This is a genomic window from Curtobacterium sp. Leaf154 (genome assembly GCF_001424595.1).
GTDB lineage: Bacteria > Actinomycetota > Actinomycetes > Actinomycetales > Microbacteriaceae > Curtobacterium > Curtobacterium poinsettiae.
Window position 1 is genome coordinate 186,776 of record NZ_LMOS01000003.1, and the last position, 24,047, is coordinate 210,822.

At 72.4% G+C, this 24,047-nt stretch carries 25 protein-coding genes; 12 read left to right on the plus strand and 13 right to left on the minus strand.

Annotated features, from left to right (window positions below; genetic code table 11):
* Positions 1–13: 13 nt before the first annotated feature.
* Positions 14–430 (minus strand): hypothetical protein, encoded by a 417-nt coding sequence (locus tag ASF75_RS05570; RefSeq protein WP_042539144.1) that lies wholly within the window; start codon positions 428–430, stop codon positions 14–16.
* A gap of 555 nt (positions 431–985) precedes the next feature.
* Between ASF75_RS05570 and ASF75_RS05575 the strand changes: the two genes are divergently transcribed.
* The 3 genes from ASF75_RS05575 (at position 986) to ASF75_RS05585 (ending at position 5,720) form a co-directional block, all read left to right on the plus strand.
* On the plus strand, positions 986–2,179 hold the full coding sequence (locus ASF75_RS05575) for an EfeM/EfeO family lipoprotein (protein ID WP_082509466.1): 1,194 nt from the start codon (positions 986–988) through the stop codon (positions 2,177–2,179).
* Complete coding sequence (gene efeB, locus ASF75_RS05580) at positions 2,176–3,600, plus strand: iron uptake transporter deferrochelatase/peroxidase subunit (protein ID WP_235517546.1); 1,425 nt, start codon at positions 2,176–2,178, stop codon at positions 3,598–3,600. Before ASF75_RS05575 ends, efeB begins: the two co-directional genes overlap by 4 nt.
* A 152-nt stretch (positions 3,601–3,752) precedes the next feature.
* Entirely contained in the window at positions 3,753–5,720 is a 1,968-nt protein-coding gene (locus ASF75_RS05585) for a phospholipase C (RefSeq protein ID WP_235517547.1), read from the plus strand.
* A gap of 155 nt (positions 5,721–5,875) precedes the next feature.
* Here the strand turns inward: ASF75_RS05585 and ASF75_RS05590 are convergent, their stop codons facing one another.
* Complete coding sequence (locus tag ASF75_RS05590) at positions 5,876–6,766, minus strand: CPBP family intramembrane glutamic endopeptidase (protein ID WP_071250520.1); 891 nt, start codon at positions 6,764–6,766, stop codon at positions 5,876–5,878.
* Positions 6,767–6,803: 37 nt separating this feature from the next.
* On the opposite strand from ASF75_RS05590, the gene ASF75_RS05595 reads away from it, so the two are divergent.
* A complete protein-coding gene (locus ASF75_RS05595) occupies positions 6,804–7,493 on the plus strand; it encodes a metal-dependent transcriptional regulator (RefSeq protein WP_017886335.1) in 690 nt (229 codons plus the stop codon).
* A 372-nt stretch (positions 7,494–7,865) separates the two neighbouring features.
* On the opposite strand, the gene ASF75_RS05600 is transcribed toward ASF75_RS05595, so the two are convergent.
* On the minus strand, positions 7,866–8,510 hold the full coding sequence (locus ASF75_RS05600) for a HEAT repeat domain-containing protein (protein WP_056069470.1): 645 nt from the start codon (positions 8,508–8,510) through the stop codon (positions 7,866–7,868).
* Between the two features lie 108 nt (positions 8,511–8,618).
* Between ASF75_RS05600 and ASF75_RS05605 the strand changes: the two genes are divergently transcribed.
* Positions 8,619–9,572 (plus strand): aldo/keto reductase, encoded by a 954-nt coding sequence (locus ASF75_RS05605; RefSeq protein ID WP_056069473.1) that lies wholly within the window; start codon positions 8,619–8,621, stop codon positions 9,570–9,572.
* A gap of 168 nt (positions 9,573–9,740) precedes the next feature.
* Here ASF75_RS05605 and ASF75_RS05610 read toward each other — a convergent pair whose 3' ends face one another.
* Entirely contained in the window at positions 9,741–12,023 is a 2,283-nt protein-coding gene (locus ASF75_RS05610; RefSeq protein WP_056069475.1) for a septum formation family protein, read from the minus strand.
* Positions 12,020–12,571 carry an orotate phosphoribosyltransferase gene (gene pyrE, locus ASF75_RS05615; protein WP_017886338.1) on the minus strand — a complete coding sequence of 184 codons (552 nt, stop codon included), beginning with the start codon at positions 12,569–12,571 and terminating at the stop codon, positions 12,020–12,022. Before pyrE ends, ASF75_RS05610 begins: the two co-directional genes overlap by 4 nt.
* Before the next feature lie 96 nt (positions 12,572–12,667).
* On the opposite strand from pyrE, the gene ASF75_RS05620 reads away from it, so the two are divergent.
* Positions 12,668–14,335 carry a hypothetical protein gene (locus ASF75_RS05620; RefSeq protein WP_056069478.1) on the plus strand — a complete coding sequence of 556 codons (1,668 nt, stop codon included), beginning with the start codon at positions 12,668–12,670 and terminating at the stop codon, positions 14,333–14,335.
* A gap of 74 nt (positions 14,336–14,409) precedes the next feature.
* Complete coding sequence (locus ASF75_RS05625; RefSeq protein ID WP_156463795.1) at positions 14,410–15,762, plus strand: M23 family metallopeptidase; 1,353 nt, start codon at positions 14,410–14,412, stop codon at positions 15,760–15,762.
* Positions 15,763–15,782: 20 nt separating this feature from the next.
* On the opposite strand, the gene ASF75_RS05630 is transcribed toward ASF75_RS05625, so the two are convergent.
* The 6 genes from ASF75_RS05630 to ASF75_RS05655 form a co-directional block, all read right to left on the minus strand.
* Positions 15,783–16,520, minus strand: coding sequence for an aminoglycoside 3'-phosphotransferase (locus tag ASF75_RS05630; RefSeq protein WP_235517548.1), 738 nt, complete (start codon positions 16,518–16,520; stop codon positions 15,783–15,785).
* A 65-nt stretch (positions 16,521–16,585) separates the two neighbouring features.
* Positions 16,586–17,188: a hypothetical protein gene (locus ASF75_RS05635; RefSeq protein ID WP_056069485.1), complete on the minus strand. Its 603-nt coding sequence runs from the start codon at positions 17,186–17,188 to the stop codon at positions 16,586–16,588.
* Positions 17,185–17,799, minus strand: coding sequence for a hypothetical protein (locus ASF75_RS05640; RefSeq protein ID WP_056069488.1), 615 nt, complete (start codon positions 17,797–17,799; stop codon positions 17,185–17,187). Before ASF75_RS05640 ends, ASF75_RS05635 begins: the two co-directional genes overlap by 4 nt.
* Entirely contained in the window at positions 17,796–18,209 is a 414-nt protein-coding gene (locus tag ASF75_RS05645; RefSeq protein ID WP_056069492.1) for a hypothetical protein, read from the minus strand. The genes ASF75_RS05640 and ASF75_RS05645 overlap by 4 nt, the downstream gene beginning before the upstream one ends.
* Positions 18,206–18,397, minus strand: coding sequence for a DUF2273 domain-containing protein (locus ASF75_RS05650; protein ID WP_056069495.1), 192 nt, complete (start codon positions 18,395–18,397; stop codon positions 18,206–18,208). Before ASF75_RS05650 ends, ASF75_RS05645 begins: the two co-directional genes overlap by 4 nt.
* The gene (locus ASF75_RS05655) at positions 18,394–18,888 is read right to left on the minus strand and encodes an Asp23/Gls24 family envelope stress response protein (RefSeq protein WP_017886346.1); all 495 of its coding nucleotides are present in this window, start codon (positions 18,886–18,888) and stop codon (positions 18,394–18,396) included. The genes ASF75_RS05650 and ASF75_RS05655 overlap by 4 nt, the downstream gene beginning before the upstream one ends.
* A 115-nt stretch (positions 18,889–19,003) precedes the next feature.
* Between ASF75_RS05655 and ASF75_RS05660 the strand changes: the two genes are divergently transcribed.
* The gene (locus tag ASF75_RS05660; RefSeq protein WP_056069497.1) at positions 19,004–19,840 is read left to right on the plus strand and encodes an exodeoxyribonuclease III; all 837 of its coding nucleotides are present in this window, start codon (positions 19,004–19,006) and stop codon (positions 19,838–19,840) included.
* 128 nt (positions 19,841–19,968) lie between these two features.
* Positions 19,969–20,217 carry a hypothetical protein gene (locus ASF75_RS05665; protein WP_056069500.1) on the plus strand — a complete coding sequence of 83 codons (249 nt, stop codon included), beginning with the start codon at positions 19,969–19,971 and terminating at the stop codon, positions 20,215–20,217.
* 29 nt (positions 20,218–20,246) lie between these two features.
* Here the strand turns inward: ASF75_RS05665 and ASF75_RS05670 are convergent, their stop codons facing one another.
* Positions 20,247–20,645 carry an aldehyde dehydrogenase gene (locus ASF75_RS05670; protein WP_235517549.1) on the minus strand — a complete coding sequence of 133 codons (399 nt, stop codon included), beginning with the start codon at positions 20,643–20,645 and terminating at the stop codon, positions 20,247–20,249.
* A 416-nt stretch (positions 20,646–21,061) separates the two neighbouring features.
* Positions 21,062–21,985 (minus strand): AEC family transporter, encoded by a 924-nt coding sequence (locus ASF75_RS05675; RefSeq protein ID WP_056069503.1) that lies wholly within the window; start codon positions 21,983–21,985, stop codon positions 21,062–21,064.
* Positions 21,986–22,069: 84 nt separating this feature from the next.
* Here ASF75_RS05675 and ASF75_RS05680 point away from each other — a divergent pair, with 84 nt between their 5' ends.
* The 3 genes from ASF75_RS05680 to ASF75_RS05690 all read left to right on the plus strand — a co-directional run bounded on the left by ASF75_RS05680 (position 22,070) and on the right by ASF75_RS05690 (position 24,027).
* Entirely contained in the window at positions 22,070–22,666 is a 597-nt protein-coding gene (locus tag ASF75_RS05680) for a nitroreductase family protein (RefSeq protein WP_056069506.1), read from the plus strand.
* Positions 22,667–22,751: 85 nt separating this feature from the next.
* Positions 22,752–23,186, plus strand: a complete 435-nt coding sequence (locus ASF75_RS05685; RefSeq protein ID WP_017886352.1) for an acyl-CoA thioesterase — start codon at positions 22,752–22,754, stop codon at positions 23,184–23,186.
* A gap of 82 nt (positions 23,187–23,268) precedes the next feature.
* A complete protein-coding gene (locus tag ASF75_RS05690; protein WP_017886353.1) occupies positions 23,269–24,027 on the plus strand; it encodes an HAD-IIB family hydrolase in 759 nt (252 codons plus the stop codon).
* The last annotated feature ends 20 nt before the right edge of the window (positions 24,028–24,047 follow it).

Consider the following 24,047-nt stretch of genomic DNA (forward strand, 5'->3'; position numbering starts at 1 on the left):
CGCCGGTGGCCGGTCAGTTGCCGGCAGCCGACTCGCGCCAGCGCGCCTGACCGATGATGTTCTGCGCGTAGGAGACCCGGTTGAACACGTCGACGCGCTGTTCCTCGGAGAAGACCTGCACGAACTCGGTGTGCGACTGACCGTTCGCGGCCCAGATCGACACGGAGACGTTGCCCTGCGTCCGTCGCTCCTTCGCGAGCAGGAACAGGAGTCCGAGCAGGAAGAACCACACCGTGATGACGGTCATCACGATCGCCCACGTCGGGATGTGCGACGTCGACGACGACTGGTCCTGCGCGGTGATGTTCACCTGCGCGGCCGGCCAGGTCCCGCTCGGCGTGACGATGCGGTCCTGCGTCACCCCCACGGATCCGATCGAGACGAGTACTGGGCTCGGCGCCGGCGCCCCACCGGTCGGCTGCATGCTCATGGTGGAACCCTAGCGGCCCACGCACCCCGGGCCGCTTTCGGAGTGCAGCCTGCGCCGTGCGGGGGGGGCGGGGGCGTGGCGAGGTCGCACGCGGGGTGGGTGGCGGCGGCGCACGGTGGGCGGCAGCGGCGCACGGTGCGGAGTTGGGCAGCGGGCGCCGGGTTGGTGGTTCCGTGCGAGCCTGTGGCACCGCACCCAGCCGTCAAGCTCGCACCGCATGAACGAACCCGCACCGTGCCGAGCCCGGCGAGACGGGGCGGGCGCGAGGTTGGCGGCGGCGCACGGTGCGAGGTTGAGCAGCTGGTGCCGCGGTGCTGGTTCGGTGCAAGCCTGTGGCACCGCACCCAGCCGTCAAGCTCGCACGGGGGCGCGCACCCCGCACCGTGCGGCGCGGCGCGGCGCGGCGCACGATGACGATCCGGTGAACAGAACCGTTCCGCGGTGAACGACGGGAAAACTGCCCCGGGAGCGACCCTAGGGTTGCCCTGGTCGAGCTGAAAGCGGCTCTGACCAGGGTTTTCTGTGAATTGCTACAGGATGGGGTCATCGGTGCCGATGTCGGTTCGTGCCACGACGGCAGTGGTCGTCGGCGCACTCGGAGCACTCGTGGGGACCGCGATCGTCGCCCCGCACCTGGTCCCTCCGACGTCGCCGCACACGAGCGCGGTCACCGTGCAGGCCGGCACCGACGCCTGCGGAACGGGGTGGCCCGCGAGTCCGGACCGCGCTCTCGCCGGCCCCCAGACGTTCCGGATCCACAACACCTCCGTCGCCGGGATCGAGGTGCAGCTGGTCGACCCCACGAACGGCGCGGTCTACCTCGACGCGGAGGGACTGGGAGCGGGTGCCACGCACGACTACGGCGTCCGACTCCCGCGCGGCCAGTACCGGTTCCGCTGCCTGCCCGCCGACGCGAACCCCGGCACCGGGCCCGTCGTCCACCTGCGCGGCGCCACGCACGTCAGCGACGAGACCCCCGGGATCGTCCCGGTCACCCGCGACGACCTGATCCCCGCCGCCAAGTCGTACGGCGACTGGATCGAGAGCCGCCTGCCGACGCTGCTCGCCGACGTGCGTGCACTGGACGCCGACGTCCGGACGGGTGACGTCCGGGCCGCACGACGGGACTGGCTGGTCGGTCACCGCGAGTACGAGCAGCTCGGAGCCGCCTACGGCGCGTTCGGGGACGACGACACCGCGATCGACGGGCTCCCCGCCGCCGGACGGACCGCACTCGACGACCCGCACCTGACCGGCTTCCACCGCGTCGAAGCGCTGCTGTGGTCGGCAGCGCCCGGCAGCCGCGCCGTCGCACCCGCAGACGCCCTGGTCGCCGCGGTCGAACACCTGCGCCGGACGTTCCCCACCCAGCGGGTCGACCCGCTCGACATCGGCCTGCGCTCGCACGAGATCCTCGAGAACGCGCTCCGCTTCGAGGCGACGGGGGCCACCGACGCCGTCAGCCACACGGCACTGGCGACGATCGACGCGAACATCAGCGGGACGGAGCACGCGCTCGAGCCGCTCCGGTCGATCCTGCGGACCCGCTACCCGGGCCTCCGGGCCACCGACCGTGCGCTGGCGACCCTGCGCGCCGACGTCGAGTCACACCGACGGACCGACGGCAGCTGGGACACCCTCGACGGTCTCGATCGCACCGCCCGCGAGCACCTGGACGCCGACCTCGACGCTGCGCTCGAACAGCTCGCGCCCGTCGCCGCCATCTGCGACCCGAGGAGGACCTCGTGACCGAACGACCGCAGCGCCCGGGCCCGGCGGGTCCCCGGAGCCAGCAGCGCCCACGCGGGATGGACGCGGCGACGTACCGCCGGATGGCCGAGGCGCACGCCCGCCTCGGGCTCTCCGCCGACGGCAGTGTGTGTCCCGCCGGCGCACCGGACGACCAGCAGCAGCCCGGCCCCACCCGCGGGGTCGGACGCCGCGCGTTCCTGACCAGCGCGGTCGGGGCAGGTGCCGGAGCCGCCGCGGCGGCAGCGAGCCTGACCGCCGGGCGTGTGACGGGCCTCCAGGCAGCCGCCGCGACCACCGGCGGTGCCGACGCCTCGTACGCGTTCCACGGCGCGCACCAGGCCGGGATCACCACACCCGCGCAGCGACAGTCGGCGTTCCTGGCGTTCGACGTGACCGCGGCCGACCGCGGGGACCTCGCCGACCTGCTCCGGACGATCACCGAGCGAGCCCGGTTCCTGACCCGCGGCGGCACGCCTGCCGACGTCGGGATCACCGCGCCGCCGGCCGACTCCGGCGTGCTCGGACCGCAGGTCGCGGCCGACGGGCTCACCGTGACGGCGAGCGTCGGCGCCTCGCTCTTCGACCACCGGTACGGCCTGTCGGGGCAGCGCCCGGCGCGGTTGCGGACGATGGAGGACTTCCCGAACGACGACCTCGACCGGTCGATCTCGGACGGCGACCTGCTGCTGCAGGTGTGCGCGCACAACACCGACACCGTCCTGCACGCCGTCCGCGACATCGCCCGGGCCACCCGCGGCGGCATGCAGGTGCGCTGGCGCCAGGACGGTTTCGCGTCCCCGCCGCGCCCCTCCGGCACCCCGCGCAACCTGCTCGGGTTCAAGGACGGCACCGGCAACCCCTCCACCGCGGACCGCAGCGTGATGGACGACCTGGTCTGGACCCGCGGTGGACAGGACGGCGAACCCGACTGGGTCACCGGGGGCAGCTACCACGTCGTGCGGACCATCCGGATGTTCGTCGAGTTCTGGGACCGCGTCTCGCTGCACGAGCAGGAGAACATGATCGGCCGGCACCGCGACTCGGGTGCCCCGCTCACCCGCAGCGGCGAGTTCGACGACCCCCGGTACCAGGACGACCCGACCGGCGACGTCATCCAGATGGACGCACACATCCGGTTGGCGAACCCGCGCACCGCCGAAGCCCGTGCGCAGCAGATGCTCCGTCGTCCCTACAACTACGACAACGGCACCGACACGAACGGCGACCTCGACATGGGCCTGTTGTTCGCGTGCTTCCAGGCCGACCTGGAACGGCAGTTCGTCGCCGTGCAGAAGCGCCTGGTCGACGAGCCCCTCGTCGACTACGTGTCACCGGTCGGCGGCGGCTACTTCTTCGCCCTGCCCGGGGTCCGCCACGCGGACGACTGGCTGGGCCGTCGACTGCTCGCACGGACCTAGCCGGGCCGACGCTCGCACATCCCAGCCCGGGCCGTCGCCCGCACGGCCCCGCCCGCACGGCCCCGCACGGCCCCGCCCGCACGGACCCGCCCGCCCGCCGGGCCCCACCGCTCCCCCACCACCCCACCGTCCCGACCAGTGAGAGGTTCCACGTGTTCCGACCTTCCGAACGACGCGTCCAACAGGGCGCGCTCGCCATCATGGCCCTGGCGGCCGTCGCCGGGACGGCCCTCGCCATCCCGCAGTCGGCGTCCGCCGCGGACAACTCCCTCAGGACCACCACCCCGATCAAGCACGTCGTCGTCATGTACGACGAGAACGTGTCGTTCGACCACTACTTCGGCACCTACCCGAAGGCCGCGAACACCGACGGCACCCGCTTCACCGCCGCACGGAGCACTCCGAAGGTGAACACGCTCGCGTCCTCCGGCACCCTGACGAAGAACCCGAACGCCTACGCCCCGTCACGGCTGACGCCCGCCCAGGCGCTCACCTGCGACCAGAACCACAACTACCTGCCCGAGCAGAAGGCCGTCGACGGCGGTGCCATGGACAAGTTCGTCGAGAGCACCTCGGTGGACACCTGCACCGGGCTGTACGGGTCGCCGGGCCTGACGATGGACTACTACGACGGCAACACCACCACCGGGCTGTGGAACTACGCCCAGAACTACGCGATGAGCGACAACGCCTGGGACACCGGCTTCGGCCCCTCCACCCCCGGGGCGCTCAACCTGATCAGCGGCAACACCCACGGCGGCACCGGCGTGGACTCGGTCACCGGGGCCACGGTGCCGACCTCGACCGCCGTCGTCGCGAAGGACGCCGCGGGCCAGGGCACCGTCACCGCCGACCCGGACCCCGCCTACGACGACTGCTCCGACAAGGACCACACGTCGACGTCGAACCTGGTGAAGATGTCGGGCAAGAACATCGGCGACCTGCTCAACGCGAAGGGCGTCACCTGGGGCTGGTTCCAGGGCGGCTTCACCCCGACGACGGCCTACGCGGGCACCGGCACGCTCGCCAAGTGCGACGCCACCACGACGAACGTCGGCGGCTCGGTCAGCAACGACTACTCGCCGCACCACAACCCGTTCGCGTACTACGCGTCGACGTCGAACCCGCACCACCTGGCACCGACGAGCGACCGCATGATCGGCTCCACCGACCGGGCGAACCACCAGTACGACCTGTCCGCGTTCGACACGGCCCTCGCCGAGCACCGGATGCCCGCCGTGTCCTTCCTCAAGGCACCCGAGGCCCAGGACGGCCACGCCGCGTACTCCGACCCGCTCGACGAGCAGAAGTTCCTGACGTCGAAGATCAACGAGATCGAGCGGTCGCCGGAGTGGTCGAGCACGGCCATCGTCATCAACTACGACGACTCGGACGGCTGGTACGACCACGTCGCGCCGACGATCCTGAACGGCTCGACGGACTCCTCGAACGACACCACGGTCTGCACCACGGCCGCGACCAAGGTCGGTGTCGCCGGTGGGTACCTCGACCGCTGCGGCCCCTCGCAGCGGCTGCCGTACCTGGTCATCTCGCCGTTCGCCAAGCAGAACCACGTCGACCACACCGCCATCGAGCAGACCTCGACCACGAAGTTCATCGAGGACAACTGGTCGACGGGCCGGATCGGTGACCAGTCGTTCGATGCTCGGGCCGGGTCCCTCCGGGGCATGTTCGACTTCACGCACCCGCAGCACCGCGAGGTGCTCCTGAACACCAAGACGGGTGCGGTCTCGCGGATCGTGTCGACGGCCGTCACGCCGAAGCCGACCCCGAAGCCCACGACGAAGCCGCACACGGGCTCCGGCAGCGGCACGGGCGCGAGCACCGGTTCCGCTGGCGGGACGGGCAGCGGCTCGAGCACGGGTGCGGGCACGGGCACGGGGAGCGGGGCAGCGCCGGTCTCGAGTGCCTCAGCAGGAGCCGGGGCCGCGGGGCAGACCGTCGCCGCCGACCCGTCCGCGACCGACCCGTCCGCGACGCGCCTGGCCTTCACCGGTGTGCAGCTCACCGGGGTCACGATCGCCGCGATCGTGTTCCTGATGTCCGGCATCGCGCTGGTCGTCATCCGCCGTCGCCAGCTCCGCCGTCGGGCCGACTGACACGGAGCGTCGGGCCGACTGACACCACGCGTCGGGCCGACTGACACGACGTGTCGGGCCGACTGACTCGACAGACCGGTGCCCCGGAGCGTGCTGCGTTCCGGGGCACCGTCGCGTCTGCGCGGGGTCGCCCCGCGCTCGTCGCGTCCGTTCCCTCAGACCACGTCGGCCTGGAGGCGCGGCTCGCCTCCCGGCACCACGACCGCCCCCATGGGCGGTACCGTCCGCCACCGCTTCGCCAGCCGCCGCGGTCGGTCGTCGTACCAGGCGACGACCCCGCCCGCCACGATGCCGAACGCGAGCACCCCGAACGAGAACAGCCCGATCAGGCCGAGCAGGGTCAGCTTCCCGAAGTCGCCCGTGTCCGCGGTCGCCGAGAACCCGATCGACCCGAAGTCCCAGAAGGCGTGCAGCAGCACCGGTGCGAGCAGGGACCCGGTCAGCCGACGCGCGACGTACAGCGTCGACCCGAACGATGCCGCGAACACGACCTGGATCAGCGTCGGTCCGATGCCCGCCCCGGCGAGCGCGTTGAGCAGGTGCAGCAGCCCGAACAGCACACACGACAGCGCCCAGACACCCATCTCGGGCAGGCGGCGGCGCAGCCCGACGAGCAGGGTCCCGCGGGCCATCAGCTCCTCGAACACCCCGACGAACAGCACCCCGACGGCGAGCAGCAGGAAGTAGTGCGCCGGCAGCGCCGTCCAGTCGATCAGGGGCAGCCGCACGACGCACACCACCAGCACGAGGATCGGCGCGAGCATCGTCCACCGCACCCGCGTCCGGACCGGGTCGACCGTGGCGATCCGCCACCAGCCGAGCGCCGTGACGAACACGGCGAGCGCGGCGACGGCGATGCCCTCGGGGATGACCAGGGCGTGCACGACGCTGTCGACGGTCTGCGCGAGGGTCGCGTAGTCGTCACTCGGCCGCGAGCGCCAGGCGCTGATGGCCGCGAACACCACGAGCGGCGCGAGCCCGAGCAGCAGCGACGGGGGCACCGGCCAGCGACGGCGGCGGGCTCGGGTGGGGGTGGTCGTGGTCACCTCCCGGTTGTACCAGGCGGGACGTACGATTGGCGGTATGCGCCTGCCCTCCCTGTCCACGATGGCAGAGGACTACGTCAAGCTCATCTGGAAGGCCAGCGAGCGCGGCGGGCCCGGGCTGGCGACGCGGGACATCGCCGCGTCGCTGAAGGTGTCGGCGTCGACGGTGTCGGGCAACCTCAAGAAGCTCGACCGTGACGGCCTGATCGAGCACACCCCGTACTACGGCGTCGTCCTCACGCCCCTGGGCCAGCAGGTCGCGGTGGCGATGGTCCGCCGGCATCGGCTGATCGAGACGTTCCTGGTGCGACGGCTCGGCTACTCGTGGGACGAGGTCCACACCGAGGCCGAGGCCCTCGAACACGCGGTCTCGGAGCGGTTCCTGGACCGTGTCGACGCCGACCTCGGGCACCCGACGCACGACCCCCACGGTGACCCGATCCCCGGCGCGGACGGCATCGTGCCGGACTCCCCCGGCACGCTCCTCGGCGCGATCGAGCCCGGTGCGTGCGGCACGGTCGACCGGGTCTCGGACGACGACCCGTCGCTGCTGCGGTACTTCGACGAGCTCGGGGTCCGGCTGGGCACGCACCTGCGGGTGGAGCGGGTGCGGGACTACGCCGGCGTCATCGCGGTGTCACGACGCTCGACCGACGGTTCGGAGTCCCTCGTCGACCTGCCGGCCGCCGCCGCCGCGTCCATCTGGCTGGCGCCCGACGGCGACTGACCGCGCTGCGGGCGCTGGTCGACTGGTCGCGGCTGGTCGGCTGGTCGGCTGGTCGGCCGGTCGGCTGGTCGCGACACCCCGCTCACGTCCGCCGAGCGGTCACGAACTGTCGTCCGACAGCCCCGCAACCGACGATTCGCGACCGCTCGGCGCCCAGCGCACGGGGTGTCGCGACCGCACCGCGCCCCGCGAACGCGCGTGGCGACGAACGGGAGGCTCAGCGCGCGACCGTCACGTGCCTCCCGTCCGGCACCCCCGCCGGTCACGACACCCCGCTCACGTCCGCCGACCGGTCACCATCCGTCGCCCGACAGGCCCGAAACCGACAGTCCGCGACCACTCGGCGCGCCCGGCCGGGCGCGCTGGCCGGCCCTACCCCTTGACCGAACGCGTCCGGCCGAGGGCGACCTCGCGCCGAGCCCGTTCGAGCGCGTACTCGGAGGCGACGCCGGGGTCGTGCAGCAGGCGTTCGGTCTCGCGCACGTGCTCGCGGACGACGTCGGAGCCCCGGTCGGGAGCCGCGGCCAGCACCGGCGCGACGGTGTCCTCGCCGAGTCCCACCAGCGCACGCGACAGGCTGAGCCGACGATCCCGGTCGCCGACGCCGAGCTGCACCGCGAGGGTCCGCGCGAGCGACGCCCGCTCGTCGCCGGGGACCAGGGCGACCGCAGTGCGCCAGGCGGCTCGGAGCACCTCGTCGTCCTGGTCCCCGAGCAGCGGGCGCACCGCCGGCCAGGCGTCCGGGTCACCGATCTTCGACAGGGTGTGCAGCGCCTGGCTGCGGGCCTGCGGCTCGGGGCGCTCGAGCTCGGGCAGCACCCGGGCCACGACGCCCTCGGCCCGGTGTCGGGTCAGTGCCCACGTCAGCATGTCGCGGACGAAGAAGTCCGGCTCCACGGCGCACTGCGCGACGAGCACCTCGAGGTCCGACGGGTCCGGGGTGGTGCCCGCGGCCATCACGGCCTGCAACCGGGCAGAGGATCGCGGGTCGGTGAGGGCAGCGGTGAGCGTGGTCATCCCTCCATCGAAGCCCCTCGCGCCGGGGCCGTGTCAAGCATCGGGGCATAGCGTCGGGAGACGTGCGGTTCGCTCCCACCGCACCTCCGACCACGAAAGGACCTCCGCATGCCCCGCATCGGTACCAGTGACCTGCACGTGTTCCCACTCGCCCTCGGCGGCAACGTCTTCGGGTGGACGGCGGACGAGTCGACCTCGCACCGGGTCCTCGACGCCTACACCGCGGCCGGCGGCGACTTCATCGACACCGCCGACGTCTACTCCGCGTGGGCGCCGGGCAACTCGGGTGGCGAGTCCGAGCGTGTGATCGGTTCGTGGCTCCGGGCCTCGGGCAAGCGGGACGACGTCGTCATCGCCACCAAGGGTTCGCAGCACCCGGAGTTCCAGGGCCTGGGCGCCGACACCGTCGCCGCCGCTGCCCGCGCCAGCCTCGAGCGCCTCGGCACCGACCGGATCGACCTGTACTACGCGCACTTCGACGACCAGTCGACCCCGCTCGAGGAGACCGTCCGCGCCTTCGACCAGCTCGTGCAGGACGGTCTGGTCCGGTACACCGCGATCTCGAACTACTCGAAGGACCGCGCCGCGGAGTGGATCCGCATCGCGACGGAGAACGGCCTCGCCCAGCCCGTCGCGATCCAGCCGCACTACAACCTGGTCACCCGCCAGCCGTACGAGTCCGACATCGCACCGCTCGCCCACGAGCACGGGCTCGGCGTCGTGCCGTACTTCTCGCTCGCCGCGGGGTTCCTGACCGGCAAGTACCGCACGAAGGACGACTTCGCCGGCAAGGACCGCGAGGGCCAGGTGTCCGGCTACTTCACCGACGAAGGGCTCGCCGTCGTGGACGCGCTGTCCTCGATCGCCGACGCGCACGGTTCCGAGATCGCCACGGTCGCACTCGCCTGGTTGCAGGCGCAGCCCGACGTCGTCGCGCCGATCGCGAGCGCCCGGAACACCGAGCAGCTGCCGGCGCTGCTGGCCTCCGCCGAGCTCGAGCTCTCCGCCGACGAGCTGCAGACGCTGTCCGACGTGTCGGCGAAGGTGCCGACGAGCGCCTGACGCCCGCGCGCCAACGGATGCGCGTGCATGTTCCGACATCCCACTCGTCGTTCGACGGGTGGGATGTCGTTCGTTGCGCACGCATCCGCTGCGTGTGCATGTTCCGACAGAGCACCCGTCGATCACGGGGCGGATCGTCGCAGAACGGGTGCGCCCCGCCCCGCGCCCCTACGCCCCCGGAGCCAGCGACCCGGTCAGCGGCTGCCCCGACGACCGCGTCACGAAGCACGCGATGAACCGGTCACCCTGGTCCCACGTCGCCTGGTCCGGCGCGTAGGAACCCTGCACCTGCACGTCGCCCACAGCAGCCGCGGCCGAGGCGTTCAGGGCCGTGTCGGACTGGCACTGGTCGGCCGCCTGGGTCGCAAGGGCCTCGGCACCGGGGTAGGTGTCACCCTCGACGGCGAGGCGTGCGGTCAGCTGCCCGATGTGCGGCGTCGCGCAGTCCACCACCGTGAAGGTCTGCGACCACGCGTTCGTGAACGGGGACAGGCACTCCCCACCGGCCAGGTCGGTCCACGGGTGCTCACCGGGCTGGGCCGGTGTGGTCGCGAACTGCAGCGCGGCGGCGGGTGCGGTGGCCTCGCTCGACTGCGCGGTCGAGGGAGCGGCGGTCGGGGCCGCCGATGCCGACGACGCAGCCGAGGGCGACTTCGTCGGGACGGCCTGGTCGGCGATGTTGTTGCCGAGGATCCACTTCGACAGCAGGAAGACCAGCACGATGAGCACGAGGATCAGGGCGATCGACCCGTAGATCAGCAGCTGCTTGCCGCGCTTGCCCTCGTTCCGCAGCCGCGCGAAGCCCTCGTTGATGAAGTTGTCGCGTTCGCCGGGCTGTCGGTCCGGAGCAGCCGCGGACCGGCCGACACCAGCACCAGCAGCAGGGCGGGCCGCAGCCGGCGCAGCAGCAGCAGTGGGCACGGCAGCCGCGGGCATCATCCGCGTGCCGGTGTCCTCGGGGTCGTAGCCGGTGTCACCGAGCTGCCCGACGGCCTCGGTGCCGAACAGGTCCTTGATGGCGCTCGTGTCGCTGGTCTCGCGGCCGTCCCACTCGGACTGGTCCAGGTCGTCCGGCGCGGCGGCGGGCAGCGACTCCGGCTGAGGACCGGTGTCGGTCCGGCCCAGTCCGAGCACGGCGTCGAGGTCTTGTCCGACCGACGGCGGCAGGTGTGCCGGGTACTCCTGGGCACCCGCGGTCGGCTCCACGAGCGGCGGCGCAGCGGTCGGCGGCACGGTCGCGTCGGGCTCGGACCACCAGGGCGTCCCGGCTGCCGGGATCGCGGTGGTCGGGGCGTCGGATCGGAGGCCCTCGGTCGCCTCCGCTTCGTCGGCTCCGGTGGACGCACGGGGCGCGTCCACTGCCTCGGTCGGGTCCGCGGGGTCGCTCGCGTCCGGCGAAGCGGCGCCGGCAGCAGCGGCGGCAGCACCTGCGCCGGCAGCGGCGGCAGCGGGCACAGCCGGCGGCACCGCGGGCGGCACCGGCACGGCCGGCGGCACCGGGTAGGTGCGCGGCGCCTGGGGCAGCCCGGCGGCCGGGGTGTCGACCTCGCCGGCCACGACCTCGTCCTCGTCGTCGAACTCGTCGGCGAGCGACCAGGACCCTGCGGACAGTGCGGTGGTGTCGAACGAGTCGGTGGTCAGCGTCGCCGGGACCTCGCCGGGCTCGTCGTCGTCGCCGATCGCCCAGTCGAACGGCCGGTCGTGGGCGCCGGTCTGCGTGGGGACCGGCCCGGTGCTCGTGATGCGCAACAGGTCGGTGAAGGTCGGCGGCTCCTCGGTCGGGGGCAGCACGTTCTCGACACCGAGGGGCTGCGGCGCAGCGGGCGCCACGGGCTCCGGGTGCGATCCCGTCGCACGGCCGAGCCAGTCGACGTCGGCACGGCCCTCGCCGAACGGGTCGACGCGGCGACGCTCGTCCTCGATCGCCTTGGACGCGGCGGCACGTTCATCGCGGTGGGCCTGGGCCGTCGGCAGCACGATCGACGACGGGTGCGGTGCGGTGGAGTCCGGGGGGACGTCCGCGGCGGCCGGGATCCGGTCGTGCAGCGTGGAGCGCTCGTGCTCGACGGCGGCGTCGGGGTTCTCCGACGGCGCGAGCAGCTCGGCGGGCATCGAGATGGCCTGGGTCGAGTCGTCCGGCGCAGCAGGAGCAGCAGCAGCAGCAGGAGCAGCAGGCGCAGGCGCAGGCGCAGCATCTTCGGGCTCGGGCACGAACGGCTCGGGAAGCGGTGCGCCCGTCTCACGCGCGGTGCGCTCGGCCTCGCGACGCTCCCGGCGCGACGGCCAGTCCTCCTCGCCCCGCGGGGCCCCGAAGATGTCCGCAGCGCTGCGGAGACCGTGGAACGGAGCGTCCGATCCGGACGCACGCCGAGCCTCCTGGCCGTCGTCCCCGTCTGCCGGGCCGGCGGTGCCGTCGGGTTCGCGTGCGTCGTCCGGACGCTCCTCGGTCACGCGGTCAGCCCCAGATCAGCCAACCCGATGGCTGCGAAGTACGGGTAGCCAGCCGCTTCGATCGTCTCCTTGGCACCGGTGTCCCGGTCGACGACGACCGCGACGGCGGCGATGATCGCGCCCTCGCGCTCGAGCGCCTCGGCCGCCTTGAGCGGCGAGCCGCCGGTGGTGGAGGTGTCCTCGAGCACGACGACGCGCTTGCCCTGCAGGTCCGGGCCCTCGACCTGCTTGCCGCGGCCGTGGTCCTTCGGCTCCTTGCGGACGACGAAGGCGTCGTAGGTCAGTCCCTGGGCGGCGGCCTGGTGCAGGACGGCGCTGGCGATGGGATCGGCGCCCATGGTGAGCCCGCCGACGGCGGAGACGTCCGGCACCTGCTGCACGAGCTCGGTCATGACCTGTCCGATCAGCGGCGCGACGCGGTGGTCCAGGCTGACCTTCCGCAGGTCGATGTAGTACGTCGCCTTCTTCCCGCTGGTCAGGGTGAAGTCGCCGTGGAACACCGCTTCGGAGGAGATGTACTGGATCAACTGTTCGCGCGCGTCGGTCACAGCGCACAAGGGTAGCCGGTCGGGCCCGCAGCGCGCTCCCCCAGCCTGAGCGTCTGTGCGTGCTGGCACCGAGGCAGCGTCGGTACGCTCCGGGGCATGTCCCGTGCACCGCGTCGCGCCGCCGTGGAGCCGGCTCCGGCCGGCGGCCGCCGGCCCGGTGCCGTGGCCGTCACGATCGGACGGGAGGCCCTTGGCGGCCTGGTCGCGCTGGCCCTGGCCGTCATCGCCCTGCGCCACGTCATCGCGACGGAACGGGTGGCGTTGCTCTGGTACGACGGCGACTCGGTGCTGCTGCCGCTCGTCGAGCGTTCGCTGCAGGCCGGGCAGCCGTTCGAGTGGGCGATGTCGCCCGCGCTGTTCTTCTTCCCCGAGCTGCCCGCGTACCTGTTCAGCGCGCTGGTGACCGCGACACCGCAGCAGGCCCTGGCGTTGAACGGGGTGCTCGTGCTCCTCGCCGTCTACGCGCTGGTGCGTGCGGCCGCGAACGAACTGATGCCGTCCGCCGGGCGCCCCGCCCGGATCGCGGTGTCGGCCGGGGCGCTCGGCCTCGTCACCCTGCTGGTGCTGACCGAGTCGTCGGCGACGGCGACCTCGCTCGAGCTGGCGTCGCTGCTGCTCACGACGACCTACTACTACGGTGCCGTGCTGGCGATGCTCGGCACCGCGATCCTCGTGCTGCGGGCGGTGCGGCTCGGCCGGGCGTCGGTGCTGCTGCTCGTGGTGCTCGGACTCGTCGCCGCGTGCACGACGGCGTCGAACCCGCTGTATGTGCCGTGGTCCGCCGCTCCGGTCGTCGTCACGCTCGGGCTCCTGGTGCTGGCGCGCCGGGTGCCGTGGCGTCCGGCGGCGCTGCTGTCCGGTGCCGTCACCATCGGCTCGGTCGTCGGGTACCTGGTGCGGATCCCGCTGCGGCCGTTCGTCTCCCTCGACCCCGCGACGTACGTGCAGCCGTCGCGGGCCGGGGAGACGCTGCGGTTCTTCGCGGCGCTGACCGATGACCGGGCGGGCACGGCACCGGGCGACGTCGGCCTGCTGCTGCTGTTCGCCGGCGTGCTCGTCACCGTCGGCGGCACGGTCTGGGCCTGGCGGGTCCGCACCGCCCGCACCGTGCTGGTCGCGACGCTGCTCCCCCTGGTGACCGTCGTCGCCGTGTCCGTCGGGGTCGTCGTCGCCGGGTCCGAGACCCCGCGCTACCTGCAGCCGATCGTGACCGCACCGCTGCTCGCACTCGTCGCCGTGGCCGAACTCACCCGCACCGCGGTGCGCCGGACACGGGTCCACCGTCCCCACCGGGGCGTCCGAGCGGGGGGCGCGGTCGCGATGGCCGCCGTGCTCGCGGTGGGCGTCGCGGTGGCCCCCGGGACCGCCCACGCCGTGGCGACCGCCCGGTACCCGGCGGCGGCGTGCCTCGACCGTTGGGCGCACGGACGCCAGGTCACCGGCGTCGGACAGTTCTGGACCGTCCGTCCCCTCGCCACCTACGCGTCGACGAACCTCGAGCTGCTGCAGGTCCGCGACACCTTCGAGACGTACCCGTGGCTCGTCGACCTCGGGGCGTACCGCGGTGCCGACCCGAGCTTCGTGGTGGTCGGGTCGCACGACCTCTGGACCACCGCGGTCGAGGACTCCCTCGGCCCGCCGGCGACGATCACCCACTGCACCGGCTTCGACGTCTACGACTACGCCGGCACCGCGGGGCAGGCCCTCCTGCGGCGCGACGTCGTCGGGAGCGCCGACGTCATCCGCCGCGAGCGCGGCTTCTGATCCGCTGCTGAAGTTGTCCACAGCGGCGCGTTGCCGTCCGATGCTCGCTGTACGGATGTATAGGCTCGTGCTCGATGTCTCGCCCCTCACGCCTCCGCGTCCCCCGTGTCCCCGTGCGCCTGCGCCTCGCCGTCACCGGCCTGGCGCTCGCGGGCCTCGTCGGCACGGTCGTGGTCGATGCCCCGGCAGCCCAGGCGGTGACCTACCCCACGTGGGACGAAGTGAAGTCCGCCCGTGGCAAGGAATCCGCGAAGCAGGGGCAGATCACCGAGATCCGGGGCATCATCAGCGAACTCGACGCCAAGGTCGAGGCTGCCGAGGCGAAGGCGCAGAAGCTCGGTGACGTGTTCTACAAGGCGCAGCGCAAGGCCCAGACCGCCGCCGAGAAGGAACAGCAGCTCCGCGCCGACGCGAAGGAGCACGCGGAGGTCGCCGACCAGAGCGCCGCGCAGGCCGGCCAGTTCGCCGCGCAGATGTCCCGCTCCGGTGGCGCCGACGTCACCACCTCGGTGATCACCCAGGGCAAGGACGCCAGCGACCTCCTCTACAACCTCGGCGCGCTGAGCAAGCTCTCCGAGCAGGCCGAGCGTGTGCAGGCCGCCGCGAGCTCCGACGCCGCCGTCGCCAGCTCGCTCGAAGCGCAGGCAGACCGCGCCGCCGAAGCACTCGGCGACCTCGCCGCCGAAGCAGAAGACCGCATGCAGGAAGCCCAGACGGCGTCCGACGCCGTGCAGGCCGCCTACGACGAGCAGCAGTCGAACAAGGCACGACTCGACGCCCAGCTCGCGACGCTGACCTCGGGCCGGGTCCGGACCGAAGCCGAGTTCGCCAAGGGTGAGCGCATCCGCAAGGCGGCGGAAGAGAAGGCGGCACGCGAAGCTGCAGAGCGCGCAGCAGCCGCGCAGCGAGCGGCCGCCGCACAGGCTGCCGCGAACTCCGGCGGGGGCGCTCCGTCAGGCGGCGGCTCGACCGGCAGCAGCGGTTCGGGCGGCGGCGGTTCCGTCGGCGCGGGCTCGGGGACCGGCTGGGTCCGCCCCGCCAGCGGCTACGTCATCAGCCCCTACGGGTACCGCGTGCACCCGATCACCGGCGTCGTGACCATGCACGAGGGCACCGACCTGGCGAGCGGCTGCTACACGCCCATCGTCGCGGCCTCGGCCGGCACCGTCGACTACGTCGGCTGGTACGGCGGGTACGGCAACTACGTCCGGATCAACCACGGCGGCGGCGTGCAGACCGCGTACGGCCACATCGTCGACGGCGGCTTCCGGGTCGCCAGAGGACAACAGGTTTCCGCGGGGCAGCTCATCGCACTCGTCGGCTCCACCGGGGCATCGACCGGCTGCCACAGCCACGTCGAGGTGCACATCAACGGCGCCACCACCGACCCAGTGCCGTTCATGTCGGCGCGCGGCGTCGCCTTCTAGCGGACCAGCCCGCCTCCGGCTCAGCCCGCGGCAGGCCCCACGTCGTCCACGTCGGTGTTCCACAGCGCCCGGTACCACGCGGTGCGCTCCGGGTCGTCCGGCAGCCCGTACGCCCGGTGGAACAGCGGCTCCCACCCGGGTCCGTAGTTCCAGCCGAGCGCCATCGTCGCCACCGCGATGTCGGCCCAGCGGTCCGCGACCCCCATCGCGTCCAGGTCAACGTGCCCGCTCCACCGCCGGTCCGCACCGATGAGCGTGTTCGGCGTGCACGGGTCGCCGTGACAGACGACGATCCGGTCGGTCGGCGGCTCCGGACCGAGCGCGCCCGGCCCGCGGTCGGCGTCGGTGTCGACCGCACGCGCGCGATCGAGCCGGTCCGCCGTGGACCACGTGAACGGGCAGTCGTCGACCGGCAGGGCGTCGTGCAGCGCGCGCAGCCCCTCGCCCACCGCGACCACCGCCGTCCGGGGTTCGTCGTGCCAACACGGGTCGACGGCGCTCCAGCCGGGCACCGCGCGGGTGTGCAGCCAGACGCCGTCCTCGTCGGTGCCGTGGTCGAGCACCTCCGGCACCCGGGCGTACCGGGACGCCCACGTCAGCCGCGCGGCCTCGCCGCTGATCCACGAACCGTAGGCGTGCGGCAAGACCTTCACGAACTCCTCGGCGTGCGCGTCCGGCCCGATGCGGAACGTCGTCCCGCCGATCTGGTTGTGCCAGACGAGCGCGACCTCACGCCCTCGGGCGACGTCGGTGACCACGCGCGGTACCGGGACGGTCTCACCCGGCCGGGGCAGTCCACCGATCGAGCGCACCACGGCGACGCTCAGTGCACGCGGTCCGGGCGGGAGGACCCCGACCCACCACGGGCGATCTCGAGCAGCACCGGCAGGCGTTCGCCGAGCAGGGCGTCCAGGTCGGCGAAGACGGCCTCGACCCGTTCGGTGATCTCGCGCGGCGCGGCTCCCCGCCGCGGACGGACCCGCACCCGGATCGCCCGACCGCCACGGACCCGGTAGACGTCGACGGCGAGCGAGCCGACCTGGGGCAGGTCCCCGATGGCCGAGGAGAGCGCGTGCTGCACGGCGGTGGACTCGATGCGCACCGAACCGGCGACGCCGTCCGCTGAGCCGTCGCTGTCCACGACGGTGCTCTCGCGACCACCGCCGAGCGTCGTCAGCACCACCAGGGCGAGCACGCCGACCACGACACCACCGCCGAGCACACAGGTCCACGCGAACACCGAGTCGTCACGCGACGCTCCGGTGCCGAGTCCGGCGAGGGCATCGCCGACCGCGCGCCACCACGACGCGACAAGGGGCAACCTCTGGGCGGTCTGCACCAGAATCGCGGCGACCCCGGCGACGAGCAGGACGAGCCCGAGCACGATCAGTGCCGTGCGTCCGAGTGCGCGGTTCGTGGCGCTCATCCGTCCACCCGCCCCGTCGGCTGCACCCGGACGCGCGCGGCGAGGGCCGGCTGCGCGTCGATCGCGGCGAACTCCCGCTCGACGGCCTCGGTCGCGGCCACCGCGGGGACGTCCACCCCGGCTGCGGGCCGGAGCACGACGTCGACCGTGCGACGGCCGACTGTGCCCACGGCGGCGTCGGCGCCCAGACGGGTCGCGGATCGGGCGGCGCGGGCCGCGGCGGAGGCCAGGACCTCGTCGTCGACGACCACGGCGAGCCGGTCGGACGACATCGTGTGGCGTGGGCGCCGCTGCGGCAGGATCCCCTGCAGCAGGAGCACCAGGCCGATCAGGGCGACGACGGCGCCGACACCGATCACGATCGTCGTGTCGAGGCCGTCCGGCGCGGCGAGGGCGGCGTCGACCACGGCACGGGGGTCGACACCGAGCACGTTCTGGTCGAGCAGGACGAGCGCCCCGGCGAAGACCGCAGCGGCGGCGAGCACCAGGGCGATGAGCATCGCGACGACGACGGCGCCCGAACGGGAGACGTGGGTCTCCCGACGCAGCAGGCGCCGGTAGGTGGCAGCGTGGTCCCCGGCGGGCCCGCCGACGAGGGGTGGGACGGTCACCGGACCCTCCGCGGGGTGTCCACCACCGACGACGCGAACGTCACCGTCACGCGGGCGACCTGTCGGCCGGTGATGGTCCGGAAGCGCTCGGCGATCGTGCCGCGAGCCCGGTGCGCCGTGGCGACGACCGGCTCGTCGGGGAGTGCGTGCGAACCCAGCACCGGCAGGGCGAGCGGGGCCGTGATCTCGACCGCCAGCGCACCGCGGCCGTCGTCGGCGACGCGGGCACGGACCTCCCGGGCGGCAACGCGCAGCGCTTCGGCGGCGACCGCCTGCGCGGTCCGCACCAGCGCGTGCGCTCCGATCCTGTCGGAACCGGGGACCCGGACACCGACGGGAGCAGCGCCAGGACCGGAACCGGGGACCCGGACGCCGCGGTCGCCGGTCGTGGCGACGGCGGCGTCGCTCACGACGAGCTCCGGCGTCCGCGCAGCACGTCGAGCAGGCGACGGAAGTCGACGTCGCCGGTGACGATGCGTGCGACCAGTGCGCCGAGCGCCACGCAGACGGCGACCACGACGAACGCCCAGAACCCGAGCGTCACGGCGACGATCGCGAGCAGGGCACCGACGCCCATCCCGACGACGGTGGCGTTCAACGGACCCGACCGTCCCGGGTGTCGAGCTCGTCCGCGACGCCGTTGAGGGCCGGGATGTTCACGTCGTTGATGGCGATGTTGACCTCGGTGACCTCGAGGCCGACGAGTTCGGTCACGGCGCTCGTGACGGCGGCGCGGACCGCGGAGGCGACCTCCATCATCGGCGTCGGGTAGTCGACGACGATCGTCAGGTCGACCGCCACCTGGGTCTCGCCGACCTCGACGCGGACGCCCTGGCCGAGCGCGCTCGAGCCGATGGCGTCGCGGATGGCGCCGAACGCGCGCGAGGCGTTGCCGCCGAGCGCGAAGACGCCAGGCACGTCGCGAGCGGCGATGCCCGCGACCTTCGCGACGACCGTGTCGTCGATGATGGTCTTGCCCTTGGCGGTGACCTGCGTCGTGGTGGTGCCTGCGGGCTGGGTGTTGCCGGCCCCGGTGCCGAGCGTGGCCCCCGTCGGGGTCCCGTCGACGCGGTTCGTCGTCGATGCCATTGCTGCCTCCGTGCGGTCGATTGCTGGCCTCCAGCGAACACCATCGTGCCGGACGCCGCACAGACGATGCACCTGCCGACCTCGTCGTCAGTCGGCACCGGTAGGTTCTTGTTCCATGCGCGTGGCGACCTGGAACGTGAACTCCGTCCGCACCCGAGTGGGTCGGATCGTCGACTGGCTGGTGCGTGAGGACGTCGACGTCCTCGGTATGCAGGAGATCAAGTGCAAGCCGGAGCAGTTCCCGGTCGAGCAGTTCGAGGCTGCGGGCTACCACGTCGAGGCCCACGGCCTGAACCAGTGGAACGGCGTCGCGTTCGCCAGCCGCCTGCCGATGGAGGACGTCACCCGCGACTTCCCGGGCCAGCCCGGGTTCCTGAAGGGCCACGAGGGGCCGGACCTGCCGGTCGAGGCCCGCGCGATCGGCGTCACGGTCGACGGCGTGCGGCTCTGGAGCCTCTACGTGCCGAACGGCCGCGAGCTCGGCGACCCGCACTACACGTACAAGCTCGACTGGCTCGCGCAGCTGGCCGACCGGACGTCGGAGTGGATCGAGGCGTCGCCGGAGACCCCGCTCGCGCTGATGGGCGACTGGAACGTCGCACCGCTCGACCAGGACGTCTGGGACCTGCGGGTGTTCGAAGGGTCCACGCACGTCAGCGAGCCCGAGCGGGCAGCGTTCCGCGAGTTCGAGGCCCGGGGGCTGCAGGACGTCGTCCGCCCGATCGTGCCCGACGGGTACACCTACTGGGACTACAAGCAGCTGCGGTTCCCACGCAACGAGGGCATGCGCATCGACTTCGTGCTCGGCTCGCAGGCCTTCGCCGACGTCGTCACCGACGCGTCGATCCACCGGAACGAGCGGAAGGGCGACGCCCCGAGCGACCACGTGCCCGTGGTGGTGGACCTCGACCTGGACACGTCGCTCGACGACGACCGCCCGATGATCTTCTGAGCGGAGCCGGGGCACCAGGCCGGAACGTCGGCACCCGCTCTGTTACGCCCGGCGTCCGCCGTCGCGCCGGGGATCGTCACGTCGACGTAGGTTTCCTGCACCGAACCCCTTCGAGAGCAGGTGAAGCCATGTCCCGCACGACGATCCTTCCCATCCAGCGCCTCATGGCGACCGCGGCCCCCGCTGCGTGGCGCGACGGCATCGTCGTCGAGACCCGCGCAGCCGACGCCGTGGTGCTGTTCCTCGACGGGAGCATCACCCAGCTGCGGGTGGCGGACGCGGACGGCGTCCTGTCGGTCGGCGAGCCGGTCGCCCACCACCCGGTCGCCGAGATCCTCAGCGCCGGCAGCCGGCAGACCACCGCGCGCGTCGCGTAGCGCAGCCGGAGCGGCTCACGCGGAGCGGCTCACGCGGTCATCGCGTCGAGCATCGCCTGGCACTTCGACACCATCTCGTCGCAGGCCATCGCGCAGTAGCGGCACGACTCGTCCATGTCCTGGTGCGTGCGGCACTCGGCGGCGCACGCGGTGCCCATCGCGACGACGGCCATGAGCATCGCCTGCATCGCGGCCGTGTCCATGCCCATCGGACGCATCATCATCCGCATGCCGGTGTCGGCGAGCATCGCTGTGTTCGAGCACATCGCGGCGCAGGTGGCCATGTCGCCGCCCATGCGCATGTCGGCCGCGGAACACATCGTCGCGGCCATCGACGCGGCGTTCATCGCCATCATCGTGTCCTGCATCGTGCTCATGTCCATCTGCACGGGCATGTCCGTCGTCGACATGTTCTGCATCATCGCCATCGTGTCCATCGGAGGTCTCCTCGTCGTGGTCATCGGTCGCGAGGCGGTCCGCCCCGCGTGCCCGCCACCATACGCGCGCGCTGTTCCCACTTCGTGAGCAGGAACGGTCGGGTCGGCGGGCGCGACCCGACCGCTCCTGCGCACGGTCCGCGGTGGTCGCCACCACGTGACGGACGGGAGGCCCGGTGCAGCCCCGCCACGCGCCTCCCGTCCGTCCCGCCACGCGTCCAGGGCGCGGAAGACGCCGGCGTGCGCGCACGACGCCCGCAAGTGCGCGAGACGCCGCCGAATGCGGCGGCGTCTCGGCGAGATCGAGGCGTCTCGACAACACGACGGCGTCTTCCGCAACGCCACACGCCGGCGTCTCGACAACACGACGGCGTCTTCCGCAACGCCACACGCCGGCGTCTCGAGCGCTACGGGTGCAGCAGGGCGGCGATCGCGACCAGCACGGGCACCGAGCCGAGGGTCGAGATGAGCACGACGTCACGCGCCACCGGCACCGCGGCCCCGTAGCGCTGCGCGTAGTTGAAGACGTTCTGCGCCGCGGGCAGGGCGCCGAGCGTGGTGAGCACGAAGACGTCCTGGTCCCCGAGGCCGAACACGAACCGGGCGAACACGAACGCCACCGCCGGCATCACCACGAGCTTGATCGACGACGCCACGATGACGTCCGTCCGGATCGCCGGGTCCCGCAGCGGGGTCGCACCGTGCAGGCTCATCCCGAACGACAGCAGCACGACGGGCACCGCGGCAGCGCCGACGAGCGAGAACGGCTCGAGCACGGGGTCGGGCAGGGTGAGCCCCGTCGCCGAGCACACGAGCCCGACGAGCGAGGCGATGATGATCGGGTTCCGGAACGGCCCGGCGATCCGCCTGCCCCACCCGCCACCACCCGCGGTCGCGGCGTCGAGGATCGTCAGCGCGATCGGGGCCATCACGACGAGCTGCAGCAGGATCACCGGCACGACCGCGGTCGCCTGCCCCAGCACGTAGACGGCCACCGGCAGCCCGATGTTGTTCGCGTTGACGTAGCTCGAGGCCAGCGCTCCGACGGTGGTCGTGGTGACGGACCGCCGCAGCACGAAGCGGAACACCACGGCGGCGGCGAGGGCGACCACGGCAGCACTCAGCAGTGAGACCCAGAGCATCGACGACAGCAGCGACGCGATGTCGGCCGTCGCGATGGTGTGGAACAGCAGGCACGGCATGAGCACGAAGAACGCGAGCCGGCTCATCACGAACTGTGCGTGCGGGCCGACCAGACCGATGCGTCCGACGACGTACCCACCGGCGATGATCACGCCGATGATCGCGAAGCCGGTCAACACGCCACCCATCCCCTCCATCCTGGCACCTGGAGGCGGGGATGTGACGTCACTCAGGTCGGAAATGCGTACGCATCGAATACCGTTGAGCGCACCATGACCTCGACGAACGCTGACACCCTGACCCGGTCCACCGACTCCAGCCAGCCGCTCGTGCCGCTGCTCGAGGAGCGCTGGAGCCCCCGCTCGTACGACGGGACCGCGACGATCTCGGACGACCAGCTCGACGCCGTCCTCGAGGCAGCTCGCTGGGCACCGTCGGCCATGAACTTCCAGCCCCGCCGCTTCATCGCTGGCCGCCGCGGTACCGAGACGTTCCGGAAGATCAACGAGAACCTGCTCGGCTTCAACGCCGCGTGGGCCTTCCGTGCCAGCGCCCTGGTCGTCGGTGTGCTCGAGACCGTGACCGCCGACGGCGACGAGCGTCCCTTCGCCCAGTACGACCTCGGCCAGTCGCTCGCCGCCCTGACGTTGCAGGCCCACGCCGAGGGGCTGCACGTGCACCAGATGGCGGGCATCGACGCCGCCGGACTGCGCACCGCGTTCGACCTGCCGGAGCGGTTCGTCCCGTACACCGTCACGGCAGTCGGCACCGTCGCGCACCCGTCACAGCTCGACGAGAAGGCCGCCGAGCGCGAGGTCGCCCCGCGCAGCCGCATCGCCCTCGACGAGGTCGTCCTCGTCAAGGAGTGAGCGACGGCGGCACACCGCCGCCCCTGGATCGTCACGACGGCCGTGTCCCTGCGGGGGCGCGGCCGTCGGCGTACCATGACGTGACATGGATCAGCACCAGGACGACGCCCCGCCGGAGATGAACTTCTACACCCGGAAGTGGGTGCGACCGGAGGACCTCAACGCGAACGGCACCCTGTTCGGTGGCAGCCTGCTCCGCTGGATCGACGAGGAAGCCGCCGTCTACGCGATCATCCAGCTCGGCAACGGCAAGGTCGTCACGAAGTACATGTCGGAGATCAACTTCCTGTCGTCGGCGAAGGAGGGCGACATCGTCGAGATCGGCCTCGTCGCCACCCGGTTCGGCCGGACGTCGCTCACCATGCGGGCCGAGGCGCGCAACCTCTTCACGCACCGGAGCATCCTGACGATCGACGAGGTCGTGTTCGTGAACCTCGACGAGGACGGCAACCCCGCCCCGCACGGCTACACCGACATCACCTACGCCCGCGACCGGGTCCCTGCCACGCACCGCGCGTGACCCCGCAGACATCACGCAGCACCCGGCAGCCCGGAGCACCGCACGCGGCATGTGATCGGCGGCCTCTGGCAGGATCAGGGGCATGACCACGCCCCGCCTCGTCGCCTTCGACCTGGACGACACGCTCGCCCCGTCGAAGTCCTCCCTCGACCCCCGCATGCTCGAGACCTTCGCGTCCCTGCTCGAGGTCGTGCCGGTCGCGGTCATCTCCGGCGGCAACTTCACGCAGTTCGAGCAGCAGCTGGTCACCCCGCTCCGGCAGCGCGACGGGCTGACGCTCGACGCCCTGCACCTCCTGCCGACCTGTGGCACCCGCTACTACCGGTGGCAGGACCAGGACTGGGCGCTGCAGTACGCCGAGGACCTCACCGACGAGCAGAAGGACCGCGCCCTCGCCGCGGTCGAGACCCGTGCGAAGGAAGCCGGGTACTGGGAGTCCGAGACCTGGGGCCCCATCCTCGAGGACCGCGGGTCGCAGATCACGTTCTCCGCCCTCGGCCAGTCGGCACCGGTGGACGTCAAGAAGCAGTGGGACCCGACGGGCGAGAAGAAGGACCACCTGCGCCGCCTGGTGCAGCAGGACCTCGCCGACCTCGAGGTCCGCTCGGGCGGTTCGACGAGCATCGACATCACCCGCAAGGGCATCGACAAGGCCTACGGCATGCAGCGCCTCGCCGAGATCACCGGAATCGCGCTCGACGACATGCTCTTCGTCGGGGACCGGCTCGACCCAGAGGGCAACGACTACCCGGTGAAGGCGCTGGGCGTCCCCTGCCACGCGGTCGAGGGCTGGGAGGACACCGACGCGTTCCTGACCGAGCTCATCCCCACCCTGCGCTGATCCCCGCGCGAGACGCCGGC